The organism is uncultured Tateyamaria sp. (assembly GCF_947504105.1).
In the GTDB taxonomy this organism is placed as follows: Bacteria; Pseudomonadota; Alphaproteobacteria; order Rhodobacterales; family Rhodobacteraceae; genus Tateyamaria.
In genome coordinates, this window is record NZ_CANNGP010000009.1 from 98,659 (window position 1) to 113,395 (window position 14,737).

Annotated in this window: 18 protein-coding genes; 5 read left to right on the forward strand and 13 right to left on the reverse strand. The window is 61.8% G+C overall.

Going from position 1 to position 14,737, the window contains the following annotated elements; genetic code table 11:
* Positions 1 to 42: 42 nt before the first annotated feature.
* Positions 43 to 798: a hypothetical protein gene (locus Q1A75_RS08490; protein ID WP_299553395.1), complete on the reverse strand. Its 756-nt coding sequence runs from the start codon at positions 796 to 798 to the stop codon at positions 43 to 45.
* Positions 795 to 2,072 (reverse strand): hypothetical protein, encoded by a 1,278-nt coding sequence (locus tag Q1A75_RS08495; protein WP_299553397.1) that lies wholly within the window; start codon positions 2,070 to 2,072, stop codon positions 795 to 797. The genes Q1A75_RS08490 and Q1A75_RS08495 overlap by 4 nt, the downstream gene beginning before the upstream one ends.
* A gap of 107 nt (positions 2,073 to 2,179) precedes the next feature.
* Here Q1A75_RS08495 and Q1A75_RS08500 point away from each other — a divergent pair, with 107 nt between their 5' ends.
* From Q1A75_RS08500 to Q1A75_RS08510, 3 genes are all read left to right on the forward strand, one after another.
* On the forward strand, positions 2,180 to 2,638 hold the full coding sequence (locus Q1A75_RS08500) for an MmcB family DNA repair protein (RefSeq protein ID WP_299553400.1): 459 nt from the start codon (positions 2,180 to 2,182) through the stop codon (positions 2,636 to 2,638).
* Positions 2,639 to 2,784: 146 nt separating this feature from the next.
* Positions 2,785 to 3,486 carry a DUF6058 family natural product biosynthesis protein gene (locus tag Q1A75_RS08505; protein WP_299553403.1) on the forward strand — a complete coding sequence of 234 codons (702 nt, stop codon included), beginning with the start codon at positions 2,785 to 2,787 and terminating at the stop codon, positions 3,484 to 3,486.
* Complete coding sequence (locus Q1A75_RS08510) at positions 3,483 to 3,620, forward strand: hypothetical protein (RefSeq protein ID WP_299553406.1); 138 nt, start codon at positions 3,483 to 3,485, stop codon at positions 3,618 to 3,620. Before Q1A75_RS08505 ends, Q1A75_RS08510 begins: the two co-directional genes overlap by 4 nt.
* A gap of 601 nt (positions 3,621 to 4,221) precedes the next feature.
* Here Q1A75_RS08510 and dtd read toward each other — a convergent pair.
* From dtd to Q1A75_RS08535, 5 genes are all read right to left on the reverse strand, one after another.
* Positions 4,222 to 4,668, reverse strand: a complete 447-nt coding sequence (gene dtd, locus Q1A75_RS08515; RefSeq protein ID WP_299553408.1) for a D-aminoacyl-tRNA deacylase — start codon at positions 4,666 to 4,668, stop codon at positions 4,222 to 4,224.
* Positions 4,665 to 5,336, reverse strand: a complete 672-nt coding sequence (locus Q1A75_RS08520; protein WP_299553411.1) for a nitroreductase — start codon at positions 5,334 to 5,336, stop codon at positions 4,665 to 4,667. Before Q1A75_RS08520 ends, dtd begins: the two co-directional genes overlap by 4 nt.
* Positions 5,333 to 6,454 (reverse strand): TFIIB-type zinc finger domain-containing protein, encoded by a 1,122-nt coding sequence (locus tag Q1A75_RS08525; RefSeq protein ID WP_299553414.1) that lies wholly within the window; start codon positions 6,452 to 6,454, stop codon positions 5,333 to 5,335. The genes Q1A75_RS08520 and Q1A75_RS08525 overlap by 4 nt, the downstream gene beginning before the upstream one ends.
* A complete protein-coding gene (locus Q1A75_RS08530; protein ID WP_299553417.1) occupies positions 6,451 to 6,870 on the reverse strand; it encodes a hypothetical protein in 420 nt (139 codons plus the stop codon). Before Q1A75_RS08530 ends, Q1A75_RS08525 begins: the two co-directional genes overlap by 4 nt.
* 160 nt (positions 6,871 to 7,030) lie before the next feature.
* Entirely contained in the window at positions 7,031 to 7,573 is a 543-nt protein-coding gene (locus Q1A75_RS08535) for a hypothetical protein (protein ID WP_366142190.1), read from the reverse strand.
* Between the two features lie 21 nt (positions 7,574 to 7,594).
* Between Q1A75_RS08535 and Q1A75_RS08540 the strand changes: the two genes are divergently transcribed.
* The gene (locus Q1A75_RS08540) at positions 7,595 to 8,191 is read left to right on the forward strand and encodes an L-rhamnose isomerase (RefSeq protein ID WP_299553423.1); all 597 of its coding nucleotides are present in this window, start codon (positions 7,595 to 7,597) and stop codon (positions 8,189 to 8,191) included.
* Between the two features lie 9 nt (positions 8,192 to 8,200).
* Here Q1A75_RS08540 and Q1A75_RS08545 read toward each other — a convergent pair whose 3' ends face one another.
* The 5 genes from Q1A75_RS08545 to Q1A75_RS08565 all read right to left on the reverse strand — a co-directional run bounded on the left by Q1A75_RS08545 (position 8,201) and on the right by Q1A75_RS08565 (position 13,468).
* A complete protein-coding gene (locus tag Q1A75_RS08545) occupies positions 8,201 to 9,304 on the reverse strand; it encodes an SPFH domain-containing protein (protein ID WP_299553426.1) in 1,104 nt (367 codons plus the stop codon).
* Positions 9,305 to 9,324: 20 nt separating this feature from the next.
* The gene (locus Q1A75_RS08550) at positions 9,325 to 10,338 is read right to left on the reverse strand and encodes a DUF2927 domain-containing protein (protein ID WP_299639531.1); all 1,014 of its coding nucleotides are present in this window, start codon (positions 10,336 to 10,338) and stop codon (positions 9,325 to 9,327) included.
* Positions 10,301 to 11,497 carry a toxic anion resistance protein gene (locus Q1A75_RS08555; protein WP_299553432.1) on the reverse strand — a complete coding sequence of 399 codons (1,197 nt, stop codon included), beginning with the start codon at positions 11,495 to 11,497 and terminating at the stop codon, positions 10,301 to 10,303. The genes Q1A75_RS08550 and Q1A75_RS08555 overlap by 38 nt, the downstream gene beginning before the upstream one ends.
* Before the next feature lie 17 nt (positions 11,498 to 11,514).
* Entirely contained in the window at positions 11,515 to 12,414 is a 900-nt protein-coding gene (locus tag Q1A75_RS08560; protein ID WP_299553435.1) for a 5-bromo-4-chloroindolyl phosphate hydrolysis family protein, read from the reverse strand.
* A gap of 259 nt (positions 12,415 to 12,673) precedes the next feature.
* Positions 12,674 to 13,468: a pseudouridine synthase gene (locus Q1A75_RS08565; RefSeq protein WP_299553438.1), complete on the reverse strand. Its 795-nt coding sequence runs from the start codon at positions 13,466 to 13,468 to the stop codon at positions 12,674 to 12,676.
* Positions 13,469 to 13,523: 55 nt separating this feature from the next.
* On the opposite strand from Q1A75_RS08565, the gene Q1A75_RS08570 reads away from it, so the two are divergent.
* Complete coding sequence (locus Q1A75_RS08570; RefSeq protein WP_299553441.1) at positions 13,524 to 13,973, forward strand: nucleoside deaminase; 450 nt, start codon at positions 13,524 to 13,526, stop codon at positions 13,971 to 13,973.
* A gap of 12 nt (positions 13,974 to 13,985) precedes the next feature.
* On the opposite strand, the gene Q1A75_RS08575 is transcribed toward Q1A75_RS08570, so the two are convergent.
* Positions 13,986 to 14,678, reverse strand: a complete 693-nt coding sequence (locus tag Q1A75_RS08575; RefSeq protein ID WP_299553444.1) for a metal-dependent hydrolase — start codon at positions 14,676 to 14,678, stop codon at positions 13,986 to 13,988.
* Positions 14,679 to 14,737 lie beyond the last annotated feature (59 nt).

The following is a 14,737-nucleotide window of genomic DNA, read 5'->3' on the forward strand; positions in this document are numbered from 1 at the left end:
TGTCAAGCTGCTTAAATCCGTGCGCAGGTTGGGCGCGCTAAGCTATTCAGAAGATTGCGTAAACCCGTATGTCTCAAGTTCCTCCGGCAGGAGGACATAGATCTGGTCGGGTGGCGTCGACAGGGCGTGTTGCATCACAAGCGGGTCGATTCCCATCTCGTTGAGGTAGGTCATCACCTCAGCCTGGCCGCGCTGGATGTCTTCGACCGCGAAGACGGCGGGCAGGAAGGTGTTCTGGCCGAAATAGTGTTGGTGCACGCCGACCGATGCCGCTTCGTCGATGGTTCGTATCGTCCCAGCCGCCAGCAGGTAGGGGCAGGCGGAATAACAGAATTCGCCTGCGAGCATTTGGGTGCCGATCCCTTCACGCCGGATCACGCGCCCCAGTGCGAGCGCATCATGGACCGACCCTCCGGGGCTTTGCAGGATCAGCGTTTTGGCGGCGGGGTCAGCTTGCGCGATAAGGTCCGCGAGCCGGTCGGCGTCGCCTGCGCTGATCTCGCCCTCGAGCCGGTAGGTGGTGTCGCTGGACTGTGTCAGCACCAGTCGGTTGGGCAATTCGCCGGGATCGCGGGCGGGTTGGGTGACGGGGCGGTCGCGGTCGGGGTGGAAGGTGCGTCGTTGGTCGCCGGGGCGCACGGGTTCGGTGAGCCGGGGCGCGTCGGGGCCGAAGGAGGGCAGGCGCAGCCCCTGCATGTCGCCAACAATGAGCAATGCGCCGATGCCCAGTTGGAAGATCAGCACCCCCATGAGCGTGCGGGCAATGGGGTTGCGTTGTTTTTGCGTGGCGGTCGTCATTCGGCGACCCGTTTGGGTGGGGTTGGGGCCTTCACCGGCTCGGCCGGGGCGGTCATCGTGGTTTCCACGTCGCGCAGGGCCACCATGGCTGCGCGCAGTTCTGCCAGTGTCAACGTGTCCTCGACCGCCGCCCCTTCGCGCCCGCCGCGGATGGCGGATTGGGTGATGGCGAGGATAAAGACCAGCACAGCCGGCAGCAGGTCGATGGCGATGGCCCCCGCCCAGGAGGGCACGAAGTTGCGCGCATAGAGGATGACCGCGTCGGCGGAGGAGATCGGCGTGTAGGTCACATCCGTGGCCGGTTCCAGCGCCTGCACGGTCTGGGCGGCGCGTTCAAGCGTGGTGGCGCGTTGGGCCAGCACTTCGAGCACCGAGGTGATGGTGGCCGCCTGATCGGTGCGCCCCTGTTCGGTTGTGCTGTCAAGCTCGGGCAGGACAACCGAGGCGGCAAGGTCCTGGGCTGCGCGTTCCACCAGGGGGGCGACGGAGAGTTGGCGTATTTGCGTGATGAGGCCCGCGAGCCGTACCGCCTGTTCCGAGAATTCGACGCTGCGCGCCTCGACCGGGCCGGGTTCGACTGTGAGCGCGCGCATGCGGGAGAGGATCACGTTGCCCTCGGCAAAGGCGCTTTCGACAAGCGGGGTTTGGGCGCTGATTTGGGCCTCTAAACCCGACAGTTCGGCGGCTTTCTGACGGAGCACGCGGAAGACAGCCCCACGGCCCGCGAGGCCGGAGAGCGCGCCGGCGGCTTCCTGTTCGGAGAGGTCCTCGAACGACTGGCGGACGCGGGCCACGTCGCGTTCGAGGGATTGGCCGGTCAGCGCCACTTCGTGGGCGCGTTCAAGGCTGTTCTGGTAGTCCTGCACCGTTTTGGCGAGGTGCTGTTCGACGGCTGCTGATCCGGCGAGCGCTGCGGCGTTGAGCCAGGATGACATGGCCACGATGGCAAGTGATCCGACGCCCATGGCCACGATCAGCCCGGTGCGGGCGCGGGCCGAGCGGACGGCGGGAAACAGCCGCATCATGTAGGACCAGAAGACGAAGATGCCCACCGATACGGCGACCGAGTAGGCGATGGCGGCAAAGACCGACATGGCGCCGTTTTCATCCAGAAGGGACGAGACCCCGAGATAGGTGTAGATGCCCGACGCGACGGCGAGCACGCCAAGTGCCGTGCCCGAGAAGGTGTCGAGCCAACTGAGGTGCCCCTCAAGCTCGCGGGCGTAGCGGACCCCGCGGGCCTGCCCTTGGGTCAGGCGTGTCTCATCACTCATGAACGGTCCCTTCGTGCTGTCGGCTAAAGGTAGGCGCAGGACAGCGGAGCGCCAAGGGGAAAGCCCGCTCTTGCGTTTGTTCAGGTTTTGTTCATATTCTCGATCTTATGCAAACCACACTTGATCCCGCCACGATGATGCCCGGCCAGTTGCTGGCCCGGGGTGTGTCGCGCCATCTGGCCAGCCTTGGTCTGGCGGCGGTCGAGGAGCTGGTGCCCGCCCGTGGTTTGCGGGTCGATGTGATGGCGTTGGGGACGAAGGGCGAGATCTGGGTGATCGAATGCAAATCCAGCCGCGCGGATTTCATGTCCGACCACAAGTGGGAAGGGTATCTGGAGTGGTGCGACCGTTTCTTTTGGGCCGTGGACGGGGATTTTCCTGTTGATCTGCTGCCGGAGGGGACCGGGTTGATGATCGCGGATGCCTATGACGCAGAGATCATCCGCATGGCGCCCGAGGATAAACTGGCACCGGCACGGCGCAAGGTGATGGTCCAGAAATTCGCCACCCACGCGGCGCGGCGGTTGCAGGCTTTGCGTGATCCGGGGGCGGGGTTGGGGTGGTGAGGTTGGGTTAGGCCGCTTCAACCGATGCTGCAGATTTTTTGAAGGTCGGCAATAAGCCCTCTTTGACCAATGCTGCGCGAGCAACCAATGGCAGCTTTCGTTCACACTTCGATCCAGAACGAAGCATTTGAGAGGCGGGACTTGCTATGGACCTGCGAACAACCACCATCAAGGGCCGTCCCATGCTATTGAATTACCTTTACACAAATTTCTTTGAGGAAACGCAGTTTGCGGATGCCGTCGGCACGACGACCGAAGACCTTCACGAACTAATCGATGCAAAGGTCTTTCCAGCCCCATCTTATGTCTATGATGGCAAAGGCCGGTCGGTATCGTTTGTCGCGGATTTCACAGACCAGCAAACGTATCGATTTCACCTACGCGGGCATACCGATTGGTATCGTGATATCACCCAACTCGGCCTTTATACTCAAGCTCGTGCACGGGATCATTTCTTCAACCGATATGACCATGCGAAAGCCGCATTCCTTACCAGCCCCCTTGGCGTCGAGTTTCTGGCACAGGCTCCTGCCGTCGCGGAGCAGTTCGATGATGAACACGCCAACTCGACCTGGGGTCATTTCCTGAATGGCGTATACGGCGTCTGCACCCGCGATGGTCGGCCTGAGTCTGTTTTGCTAAAGCAGGCAGGTGTGATGTTCATTGAACAGATGATCGGTGATAGTCCCGGCAAGCTGTCACGTGAAAAAACGGAGTTGCTTCGCCGTGCTGTCGACTTTCTTGATGGTGTAGAGTCCGACTTTGCTCCTCATGAGGCACCACAATCATCACGTCAGCGTTGTATTGTAGATGTAAGGGATCAATTCTTTGATATGAAATCTGCATGAAAGAAGGGCCAGACATTGCCAGAATTGCCGCACTGATTGGTGATCCAGCACGCCCAAACATGCTATCGGCTTTGATGAGTGGAAAGGCTCTGACCGCTGCCGAGCTGGCAGCGGATGCGGGCGTTACGCCATAGACTGCCAGTGTGCATCTAGGCAAGATGACAGAGGCCCTAATTCTTCAGAAGAGAAAGCAGGACCGCCACCGTTACTACGCAATAGGCGGCGAGAACGTAGTTGATGCTATTGCTGGTTTGATGGGCCTCGCTGAAAAAGCTGGCCTCACACGAACGCCAACCGGGCGGAGGGACGCCGCTCTGCGAACAGCACGGAGCTGCTACAATTATCTTGCGGGTGATATGGGGGTACGACTCTTCGATGCCTTGTATGGACGAGGCTATTTATCGAGGTCGGGTGAGGATCTTCGGCTAACCGATTCAGGATGCAATTTCCTCACAGATTTTGGCATCGACTTTTCAGTCCTTGATCAGAAAACATCCCCGATGTGCCGGGAATGTTTAGACTGGAGCGCATGCAGATCCCATCTATCCGACAATCTTGGCCGTGCGATCCTTGACAGGTTGATAGAGCAGAACTGGGCGGCTCGTGACACCAACAGCAGAGCAGTTATCTTCTCGGAAAGAGGCAAAGCCGCATTCATCGACATATCTGGATAACGGGACATTTGCGCGGCCGCAGCGAAAGCTCTGCTTGTCTCGCACCGAAGACGTTTCCAAGCTAACCCGCTTCCGTGTCCAGCCAAATTGTCACGGGTCCGTCATTCGTTAATCTCACGGACATGTCTGCCCCAAATCGACCCGTTTCCGTTTCGATCCCAAGGTCACGCAGCGCGTGCGCAAATTGCAGGTAGAGCGTTTCCGCCTCATCCGGCTTGGCTGCACCCGAAAACCCGGGACGGTTGCCGCGTGACGTGTCTGCGGCCAGCGTGAACTGGCTGACTACAAGGGTGCTGCCGCCTGATTGCAGGATCGACAGGTTCATCTTGCCTACCTCGTCCTTGAATAGCCGCAGCTTGGACACTTTGGCCGCCAGCGCCTTGGCCGTGTCATAGGTGTCGCCGGGCATGGCGCAGACGAGGATCAGGAGGCCTGAGCCGCATCTGCCAATGGTTTCGCCGTCCACTGTGACGGACGCCTCGGTCACCCGTTGCAGGAGCGCCCTCATTCCTTCCACTCCATGACATCTGCCACATCCGTACGATCCGTGCGGAAGCTGTTGGCCGGGTGATCCGTATCGGCATAGCCGAAGGAGATGGCGCAGAGGATCTGGCGATCATCGGGAATGTCGAAATGGCTGCGGACAAAGGGCGCTTGTGCCGCGATTGCCGCCTGTGGGATCGTGGCGACGCCCAAGGCCTGCGCGGCAAGGCAAAAGGCTGTGACGAAGCCGCCCGTGTCCATGGCGCCATAGGGGCCGAGCACCTTGGGGCTGGTCACGATGGCGACATGCGGCGCGCCGAACAGGCGGTAGTTTTCCATCATCTGTGTGGCAGAGGCCGCGCGGTCCCCCTTTTCGATGCCGACGGCATCATAAAGCTGGAAGCCGCAGGCGCGGCGGCGGTCGCCATAGACATCCGGGTATCCTTCGGGCCAGGGCATGTCGGGGGCCGGGGCGGTTGTGCTGGCCGCGACATAGAGCGCGTCGCGGAACCGATCTGTTTCGGCGCCCGACGTGACGATCAACTGCCAGGGTTGCGCGTTGCACCAGCTTGGCACCTTTTGCGCGGCAGAGATGATCCGGGCAACTGTGTCTTGTGGGACAGGGTCCGCCAGAAAGGCGCGGCACGAAAAGCGGTCCGACAGAATGTCGTTCAGGGTGTCGTATTGGGTCATTGTTGGAGGGCCACCACTGCGCCGATGGTTGCGGCAACGATCAGGCCCACGATCACCGCGACGGCGATCTTGCCCGCCGACCATGGCCGTTCACCCTGCACGCGGCCCGTGCGCCCGTTGACGACGAAGCGGTAGGTTTCGCCGCGATATTTGTACGCGGCGAGCCAGACGGGCAGCAGGATATGCTTGAACGTCACGGCCCCGAGTTTCGTGTCGATGGAATGGATGCGCTGGCGGTCGCCGCCGATGTCAAACTTCACGTCGCGCGCGATGACCCGGTCCATGCGTGCGCGTGCCTCTTCAAACCCGTCTTCCAACTCGACCGCGTAACCTTCGGCACGGAAACCGGCGAGAAATTCGGGCGCATAGGGTTCAAGCGCGCCGAGGTCCCATGGCTCAAGCGCGTCGGTGAACCGTTTGGGCAGGGATTTCGAGGCCAGCACAAGCACGTCGTCGAAGAAGCGGGCCACCTTGCCCCGTGTGCGCCGCCAGCGCACCTTGGTCACGCGCACCTGTTGGCGCTTGCCGTCCCGCATCACGGTTTTGGTCTCGTGATAGACGGTGCCGCGTTCGCCTGTATAGGCGCTGCGCGTGTCGGCGTCGAAGGTCCAGTAAGGCACGTAGATGCCCTGTATCGCGCGGCCCTTGCGGGCATAGTCCTGCAGCCCGTTCGGGGCAAACCACAGCCCACCCAGCCAGTCGGTCATGGCCTTGCGCGCCTGCGCTTCGGTCATGGCGAAGGGCAGAACGCCACGCGGTTTGATATGCCGATGCGCCCCGGTGTCCGTCACCACCGGAGTGGCACAGAACGGACATTCAGTGGCGTGGATGTCGGCGTTGAATTCGACTTGTGCCGCGCAGTTGGGGCATTTCGAGACGCGCGTTTCCTCAATCTCTGCCGCGGGCAGGTCGGCGTTCAGGGCGGCACGGTAGTCCAGTTCGGCAATGGGGGCGATTGTTCGGGGGGCGTTGCTGTCCATGTCTGCAGTGTTGCCGCAATGGTCGCAGACCAGCTGCCCCGCGCCGGGATCAAAGCGGAAGTCCGCGCCGCAATTGTCACAGGGAAAGCGGTGGTCGGCGAGGCCGGCGGGGCCGCTCAGGTCGTGAAGATCGGTCATAGCAGTTTGTGCATTGATGTTGGTGTCATCCGGCGCAAGGCCTCATCGCCGAGCGCTGTGTGCCGCCAGAGGTGAAAGATGGCGTGCAGGGCAGAGGCCGACATGAGGTAGAAATAGAGGTTGGGCAGGGATGGACCTGACCACGTGCCACCCAGTTGCGACCACGCGGTGAGCGCGGCCACGATGCCAAGGGCGGCGTACATGGCGCGGCTGAGCCATGGATGTGCGCGGCGCAGGGCCCCTTCGAGTTTTGGACCGGGGCCGTTCATCACCCCCAACGCCACGGCCAGCAGGCACATGGCCAAGCCGGACAGGGCAAAGGCCCACGCCACGACGGGGATTGGCCCGCCCGCCACCAGCAGGATCAGCAGCACCAAGGTGAGCCAGTGAAGCGCAATCGTGGCCTTTCGGCGCATGTCTGTTCCTTCAAGTGGAACGGTGCATGGGTGGTGCCATCAACCGTTCGGTGTTTCACGGCCAGCGTAATGCTGCCGGATCAGGAACGCTACATGCAAGCGGCGTTCTGTCAGCGAAAGTTGCTGCGAGGCCTTAGGGAATGGGGCCTGTGTTACCGGCCTAGTGCCCGTCGACACGGTTGGACCACCTGCGCGCGTAGGCGGCGTGATCCTTGGACGCGGATATGGTTGGTTCTTCCTGCAACGCTTCGGTCGGGCCGTCCGTCATGCGGGCCAGCAAGGCCGCCCCTTCGCTGGTGCCGGTGGTGCTGGTCATGGCGTGCACGGCTGTTCCGGTCGCCGAGGCCAGCATTTTCAGGTAGCTTGTATTTCTTGCGAACGGTCCTTCGACGAACACCGACCCTTGGTGTCCGGTCAGCGTCAGGCAGTGGGAGGTGACCAGTGCCAGGTAGAAGCTGACACAGGCGCTGCGCAGGCCCGTTCCGGGCGCAGGCTCTGTGCCGATCCAGCGGGCCGACATGCCCTGGAACGGGCCGGTGTCGGAGACGATGGCAGGCAGCAACATGGGGCCTTCGTTGAGCGCGGTCGCGATGTCTGTGTCATCCGGCTCAACGCTGTTGCCTTGCATCAGGATGTCGTGTTCGCGCCCGCCCATGAACCGGGCCGAGGGCACTGGGTCGCCAAGGGCGTTTACGTTGACCAGCGTGCAGCGTCACACAGCAATATGCACGACGCGGTGAAATCGAAGCTTTTTAGGATTGGGGTCGAGGCGTGCACTGTCGGTAGCTACGAATTCTATCTGGGCTATGCGATCCGTAAGGGCATGTTGCTGTGTCTGGATATGGGGCACTTTCATCCTACCGAGAACATTGCCGACAAGCTGAGTGCGGCGGCCTTGTCGCTGGATGAAATCCTGCTGCATGTGTCGCGCCCGATGCGGTGGGACAGTGACCATGTGATCCTGCGGAACGACGATATCCTGACCATGGCGCATGAACTGGTCAGTGCCGACCTTTTGGGGCGGACGCATATCGGGCTGGACTTCTTTGATGCCACGATCAGCCGGACGGCGGCTTGGGTCATTGGCACACGCAACATGCAGAAGGCGCTGTTGCGTGCGCTGCTGACGCCTTTGGACCGTTTGCGGCAGGCCGAAACCGCGCTTGACTTCACGGCGCGGCTGACCATGACCGAGGAATTCAAGGACCTGCCATTTGGCGATATCTGGTCCGAATTCTGTTGCCGCAGCGACCGCCCAACCGGTCTGGGTTTGATCCGCGAACTTGATTCCTATCAAGCTCGCGTTGCCGACCGCGGCTAGGACCGTTTCTTACGCGCCGGGCGGAGGGGGCGGGGGCAGAATGGTGAAGAGTTGGGCAAGCTCGGTCACGTCCTCGGCCTTCATCCAGCCATCCTGACCTGCGGTCCAGACATAGGTCTCGCGGCTCAGCTCACCTGCAGCCGCCATGCGTCCCAACTGCGCCTTGGAAAACGGACCCTTCGTTTCGCCATTTTCGGCGACGTGCCAGACATGTTCGACCGGCGGAGGGGGAGGTGTGGCCGTAGCAGGTTGGCGCGCGCCCCAAGGGCCGCTGGATGCCATATGACCCATTTGCATTCCCATCGCCGCGCCCAAACCGGCCTGCATCGCGCCGCTGGCATCGCTACCTTCACGGCCCAACGCTTCCGCTGCTTGGAACTGCATGTATTCGTTCAGATTTCCGATCACCCCCATGGAGGACCGCTTGTCCATCACCTCTTCTACCGCCGGGGGGAGCGAGATGTTTTCGATGTAAAGTTCGGGCAGTGCCAGCCCGTATTCAGCGATCTGTGCGCTGATTTCCTTGGCGACCAGTTGCCCCAGCTCGCGGGTGTTGGCCGCCATGTCGAGAACCGGGATGCCCGATTTCGCAAGGCTGCGCGACATTTCCTGCACGATGATGTTGCGGATCTGGAAGCTGATCTCGTCCATGGTGAACTCACCATCGGTGCCGACGATTTCCACAAGGAAGCGCGCAGGGTCCGCCACCTTGACCGAATAGGTGCCGAAGGCGCGCAGGCGCACGGGGCCGAATTCAGGATCACGGCAGATGATCGGGTTCTTGGTGCCCCATTTCAGGTCGTTGAACCGGGTGGTGTTGACGAAATACACCTCGGATTTGAACGGGCTTTTGAAGCCGTGATCCCAGTGCTGCAGCGTCGTCATGATGGGCATGTTGTTGGTCTCAAGCATGTAGAGACCGGGGGTGAAGACATCGGCCAACTGCCCCTCGTGGACAAAGACCGCCGATTGCCCTTCGCGCACGGTCAGCTTGGCGCCGTACTTGATCTCGTGGCCCTCACGCTCGAACCGCCAGACCATGGTGTCGCGGCTGTCGTCCACCCAGTGGATGACGTCGATGAATTCGCCAGAGAGGAAGTCGAAAATGCCCATGATGGGTCTCCTTTAAATCTTCAGGACGGGCCCTGGTTGGTGGCCTCGCGGGCGAGGGTGCGGACGATGGTCCGCGCCTCGGTCAAACTGATGCCGGGGCGCAGACGGTTGTCGTAAAGCATCCCCAACAGGTGTTCGTCATGGTCGGTGAGCAGGGCAAACTCGTCATCATCATTGAAGATCGATGGACGTGCATCCGGGCTGTCATTGGCAAGGCCCAGCCCCTGGGCCAGCTCCTCGTGAATGCAGGACAGGCGCAATAGGTCCGGGTTCTCGGACCGGATCACCGCCACGGCAGCGGTATAGGTAGACCGTTCTGGCCCGCTGGCATAGGCCGCCACGGCACAGTAAGCGTCATTGGGCAGGTCGCGCACAGGGGCCAGGTTGACGCGGTTCACGCCGGACAGGCCTGTCGCGCGGGCGTTCAGAGTACTTGTCCGGTCATCTTCGGATACAAAGAACACCAGGAAATTTGGATTGTTGGACACTGAAACAGGGTGCCCTGTTGCCTGCGACAGCCGCCGGGCATAGGCGATCACGTCATTTGTGTCGCGTGTTCGCTGACTGGGCGGCACTGATGCGCCGAACTCGATCCCGATGCGCACCGGTCCGGACCACCGTCGCAACGCGCTGGAGGTTCCCGGACGTACTCCGGGGCCAGCATATTCATTGAAGAACACGATTTCTTCAAAGTTTCGCGCCAGCATGTCGGAAGTAAAGGGGGTATCGGGTCCACCCCCATCCTGTCGCAATAGGCCGGCTGTCAACTGGCTGGATTGCACCTGCGTAAGATAGGCGCGCAAGGCAGCGCTTTCCTGCGATGTGGCCTGTACGTTCGGTACGGGCGGCGGCACCAGACCGGCAGGCCGAACCCTGGGTGTCAGAACGGGTTCCACGGGCATGAACATGTCACAGGCCGCAAGCAGGCCCAGGGCGACAAGGCCGCCCCATGCTCCGATCCTGCGTTTGGTTCGTGCCCCCAACATAGCCGTCTGATCAGCCCGGAACGGCGGTGCCAGCGTTGTCGCCAACACCGTCTTTGCGGGCCTTGGCCGAGGCCAGCGTGTCGCGCAGTTCAGTCTCCATCTTCTTCAACTCTTCCTCGGCTGCGGCGCGCTTGGCCTTGCCTTCGTCAGCGATCTGCAGCGACTCTTCGATGGTGCCGATCAGGTCCGCGTTGGCCTGCTTGACGGCTTCGATGTCGAAAACGCCACGCTCCATCTCTTCGCGGATCATCTTGTTGCTTTCGCGCAGGTTGGCCGCGTTGGCGGTCAGCAATTCGTTGGTCAGGTCGTTGGCGTCGCGCACGGCGGCGGCCGCTTCGGCGCTGCGCTGGATCGTGACGGCCTGTGCCAGCTGTGTTTCCCACAGTGGCACGGTGTTGACGAGGGTCGAGTTGATCTTAGTCACCAGCGACTTGTCGTTTTCCTGTACCAAGCGGATCGAGGGCAGGGATTGCATTGTCACTTGCCGCGTCAGCTTTAGGTCATGCACCCGGCGCTCCAGATCGTCGCGGGCGGCGCGCAGGTCGCGCAGTTCCTGTGCGACCATGACCTGGTCATCCTCGGCTGCGGCCTGCACATCGGCCTCTTTCGCAGGGATGATCGTGTCGTCCAGTTCCTTGATCTTCTCTTCGCCCGCCGCGATGTAAAGCGCCAACTCGTCATAGAATTGCAGCGTCTTTTCATAGAGTAGGTCGAGGGACTTGATGTCCTTAAGGAGCGTATGTTCATGCGCCAGCAGGTCATCGGTGATGCGGTCGATCTGGTCCTGCACGGTTTCAAACTTGGCGGTGAATTTGGCAAAAGGTGCCGCGCGACCGATCAGCTTTTCCCAGAAGCTGCGTTCGCGGCGCACGTCCAATTCGGATACGGAAAAGCCGCGGATGGTGGTGACGATGTTGCGCAAGCTGTCGCCTGCCGGACCGACATCCTTGTTGCGCACATCCTGCAACATGGCCTGGCTGATTTCCTGCAGCTCGGCCTGGGCGGCGGACCCGAAGGACACGATGGATTGCGTGTCCTCCATGTCGATCTCGTCCATACGGGCGCGGATTTCTGCACCCACGGGCGCGTCGGCCTGTTCCAGCGCTACGATGGCGGTGGCCTCGGCCGGTTCAGGCAGCACGACGGCTGTCACCTCTTCAACCTGCGCAAGTGCGGCTTCGGCTTTTTGACGGACTGTTTCGGACATGTATGCCCCCTTTGGTTTTATATGTCATCGGCGGGCGACACGCGCACGCCTTCGCGCTGCAAGCGGTCGCGCAGCACGTCGATTTCGATGGTGAGGTCGGTGCGATCCTCGGTGAGAAGCTTGCGCGTGCGCGCCGCGAAATTTTCCTCGAGATCGTCCAGAAGGGCCGCATAGTCGACGCGAGCCTGCGTGTCGCGGCTGCGGCCGTAGATATCGGCAAACTTCACCGTCGCGTCACGCGCGCCGATCAGGTAGACGCCCAGATATTTGCGGGCGGCGGTCAGGTCGCGGGGGTCTTCCTCGACCGTTTGGATGAGGTCGCGCACGGTGGTCTGGAACTGGTCCAGGCGCAGTTCCATCTTGCGATCTTGTGCGCGTTTCATCGCATCGCGCATGTCGGTCAACAGCTCTTCGGCGCCATCGACGACCCGGGCCACGCGGTCCTGCTGGAACGTATCGACGCCTTCCATACCCTTTGACTTCAAAGGATCGATGCCGAAAGCCGCCAGATGCAGCCCAAGGGCTGCGAGGCCATAGAGCACAGGTGCAACAATCCCTGGCTCGGACCGGTAGGCGGCAAGCGCGATTCCGAGGCCCACGAGGAGGGCGGCAACGATCTTCCGGGGCAGCGCAGGGCGGCGGGCCACCTTGCGGGCGACATATGCCGCTTCGGCCTTGAGACCCTCGCGCAGCATGAACGCGCCACCCGTCAGGATGGCGGCGGATACGAGGGCTGTCACAAGCCCCGTGGCCCCATCATTCAGCGCCAGGAACACCATGGGTACGGCGGGCAGGAACATCAGGTTTGCGCGCGCACCGACGGGGTCAACGCGCGCCTTGTCAAAGGCGGGACGCTCTTTGGATGTGGGCGTGTCTTTGGGATCGGGGCTGAATTTGCCGCCATAGCGCTGCGCCATATCGTCAAAGCCCCCCAAGCAAGCCGGTTGTCACGCCGAACATCAGCGCGATCAGAACCGCGAATGCGATCTTTTGAAAAGCGGTTGGCTCCATCCCGTAAGTCCCTGTTGGCTATGAGACATATAGCCGGTTTGCGGATGCAGCACTAGAGGCGCGCGCATGTCTATCATTGCAATAGGGGTGTGACGCGCAAATGACAGGCGCAAGGGGAATTATTTGAGTCTCGCGTCACAAATGGGAGCGGCAAATGGTGGACGTCTACCGTGGCTTGCGTGTCCGACGCGGTTTGCCACGTGGTTTGGTCGGTTGCGCGGCCGGTTCCGGTTCCATGCCCAATTGGTCGCGCATCACCCGGCGGCGCACTTCTTCGACAGTCCCTTGTTTCAGTTCCCCTAACTGGAACGGGCCATAGCTGACCCGGATCAGACGGTTCACGGCAAGGCCGATGCTGTCCATTGCGCGGCGAATCTCGCGGTTCTTGCCTTCGCGCAGGCCCACGGTCAGCCATGCATTGGCGCCTTGTTGCCGGTCGAGCGTCACCTGCATGGGCTGAAAGCGTTCGCCGTCAACCGTGATGCCCTTGCGCAACGGTTCAAGCTGCGGGTCGGTGGGGCGGCCATTCACCCGCACGCGGTAGCGGCGCATCCAACCGGTTGAGGGCAGTTCCAGCTTGCGCTTGATCCCGCCGTCATTGGTCAGCAGCAAGAGGCCTTCGGAATTGAGGTCGAGCCGACCGACACTCATCACCCGGGGCATGTCCTCGGGCAGGGCGTCAAAGATGGTCTTGCGCCCCTGTTCGTCTTTCGTGGTGGTCACGAGGCCCGCAGGTTTGTGGTAGAGCCACAGCCGCTCCGGCTCGGGCGCGCTCAGCGGCTTGCCGTCCACGGTGATCTTGTCGGAAGGCGTGACATTCAGGGCCGGGCTATCGATGCGGTTGCCGTTTACGCTGACGCGTCCGGCAGTGATGATCTCTTCCGCGCCACGGCGGCTGGCAATGCCCGCGCGGGCCAGAACCTTGGCGATGCGATCGCCTTTGGGGGTGTCTTGGGTCATGGGCAGGCCATAGCGGTGGGTTGCGCGGCAGGCAAGCGGCGTGGCAGGGGAAGCCATGGAGTTTCGGTCATTCATGGATCAGGCGCTGGAAGAGGCGCGCGCGGCAGGTGCGCGAGGCGAGGTGCCCGTGGGCGCCGTCGTGGTGTCCCCGCGGGGACAGGTCTTGGCGCGGGCTGGGAACCGGACGCGTGAAATGTCGGACCCAACTGCGCATGCTGAGATACTGGCCATCCGCGCGGCCTGCGCTGAAGCAGGGTCAGAGCGTCTGGTTGGCTATGACCTGTATGTCACGCTTGAGCCCTGTGCGATGTGTGCGGCGGCCATTGCTGCGGCGCGGATCGGGCGTGTGTATTATGGGGCGTCTGACCCTAAATCGGGCGGGGTCGCCCATGGTGCGCGGGTGTTTTCGCACGCGCAGGCGCACCACGTGCCCGAGGTTTATGATGGGATCGGAGCGGCGGAGGCGGAAGCCTTGCTGAAGGACTTCTTTGCCATGCGCCGCTAGCTGTTTCTTTGCTCAGAGTGTGATGGGCTGCATCACCTCGGGTTCGATTACCTTCACACCCGGCAGGCCGTTGCGCAGCACCTCTGCGGATTGTTCAAGGAGTGGGAAAGTCTTGTAGTGACAGGGAATTACAGTGTCGAAGTGGAAGTATTTGCGTGCGGCATAGGCGGCCCCGGCCATGTCCATGGTGAAGTATCCGCCCGCAGACAGGATGCCGATATCGGGTTTGTGGTAGTCCCCGATCCAGCTCATGTCGGCGTGGATGTCGGTGTCACCCGACACGTAGATGGTCTTGCCTTCACCGCGCAGGATGAACCCGCATTCCTGGCCCGCGTACCGCATGGTGTCGTCCGCGCCGATGGACGAGGAGTGCGAGGCCGGAACGAGGGTTGCCGTGACATCTCCGATACTGATTGTTCCGCCACGGCCAAAGGCGTGCCCTTCGATCGCACCCTGGGCAAAGAGCAGTTTGCCCAGCTCGTAGACCGCTGAGACGGGTGCACCCGTCTTCTGGCTGATCCCGACGATATCGGCGGTGTGGTCGAAATGGCCGTGGGTGACTAGGATGTGGGTTGCATCCTTGATGGCGGCATCGTGTTGGGTGTCTTCCAGCATGGGGTTGCCGTTGAACCATGGGTCGATCAGCAAGATCTGATCCCCAATTTCGATCCGGAAGCTGCCGTGGCCGAGCCAGATGATGTTCATAACGTGTCCTCCCTTTGGGGCGAGTTTAGCGCCGAATTGAGAGTGCGGGAGCCTCCGGC

Bases quoted from the DNA above. Each gene is read 5' to 3' on its own strand.
- Q1A75_RS08490 (WP_299553395.1), bottom strand. From the start codon at position 798: ATGACGACCGCCACGCAAAAACAACGCAACCCCATTGCCCGCACGCTC.
- Q1A75_RS08495 (WP_299553397.1), bottom strand. From the start codon at position 2,072: ATGAGTGATGAGACACGCCTGACCCAAGGGCAGGCCCGCGGGGTCCGC.
- Q1A75_RS08500 (WP_299553400.1), top strand. From the start codon at position 2,180: ATGCAAACCACACTTGATCCCGCCACGATGATGCCCGGCCAGTTGCTG.
- Q1A75_RS08505 (WP_299553403.1), top strand. From the start codon at position 2,785: ATGGACCTGCGAACAACCACCATCAAGGGCCGTCCCATGCTATTGAAT.
- Q1A75_RS08510 (WP_299553406.1), top strand. From the start codon at position 3,483: ATGAAAGAAGGGCCAGACATTGCCAGAATTGCCGCACTGATTGGTGAT.
- dtd (WP_299553408.1), bottom strand. From the start codon at position 4,668: ATGAGGGCGCTCCTGCAACGGGTGACCGAGGCGTCCGTCACAGTGGAC.
- Q1A75_RS08520 (WP_299553411.1), bottom strand. From the start codon at position 5,336: ATGACCCAATACGACACCCTGAACGACATTCTGTCGGACCGCTTTTCG.
- Q1A75_RS08525 (WP_299553414.1), bottom strand. From the start codon at position 6,454: ATGACCGATCTTCACGACCTGAGCGGCCCCGCCGGCCTCGCCGACCAC.
- Q1A75_RS08530 (WP_299553417.1), bottom strand. From the start codon at position 6,870: ATGCGCCGAAAGGCCACGATTGCGCTTCACTGGCTCACCTTGGTGCTG.
- Q1A75_RS08540 (WP_299553423.1), top strand. From the start codon at position 7,595: ATGCACGACGCGGTGAAATCGAAGCTTTTTAGGATTGGGGTCGAGGCG.
- Q1A75_RS08545 (WP_299553426.1), bottom strand. From the start codon at position 9,304: ATGGGCATTTTCGACTTCCTCTCTGGCGAATTCATCGACGTCATCCAC.
- Q1A75_RS08555 (WP_299553432.1), bottom strand. From the start codon at position 11,497: ATGTCCGAAACAGTCCGTCAAAAAGCCGAAGCCGCACTTGCGCAGGTT.
- Q1A75_RS08560 (WP_299553435.1), bottom strand. From the start codon at position 12,414: ATGGCGCAGCGCTATGGCGGCAAATTCAGCCCCGATCCCAAAGACACG.
- Q1A75_RS08565 (WP_299553438.1), bottom strand. From the start codon at position 13,468: ATGACCCAAGACACCCCCAAAGGCGATCGCATCGCCAAGGTTCTGGCC.
- Q1A75_RS08570 (WP_299553441.1), top strand. From the start codon at position 13,524: ATGGAGTTTCGGTCATTCATGGATCAGGCGCTGGAAGAGGCGCGCGCG.
- Q1A75_RS08575 (WP_299553444.1), bottom strand. From the start codon at position 14,678: ATGAACATCATCTGGCTCGGCCACGGCAGCTTCCGGATCGAAATTGGG.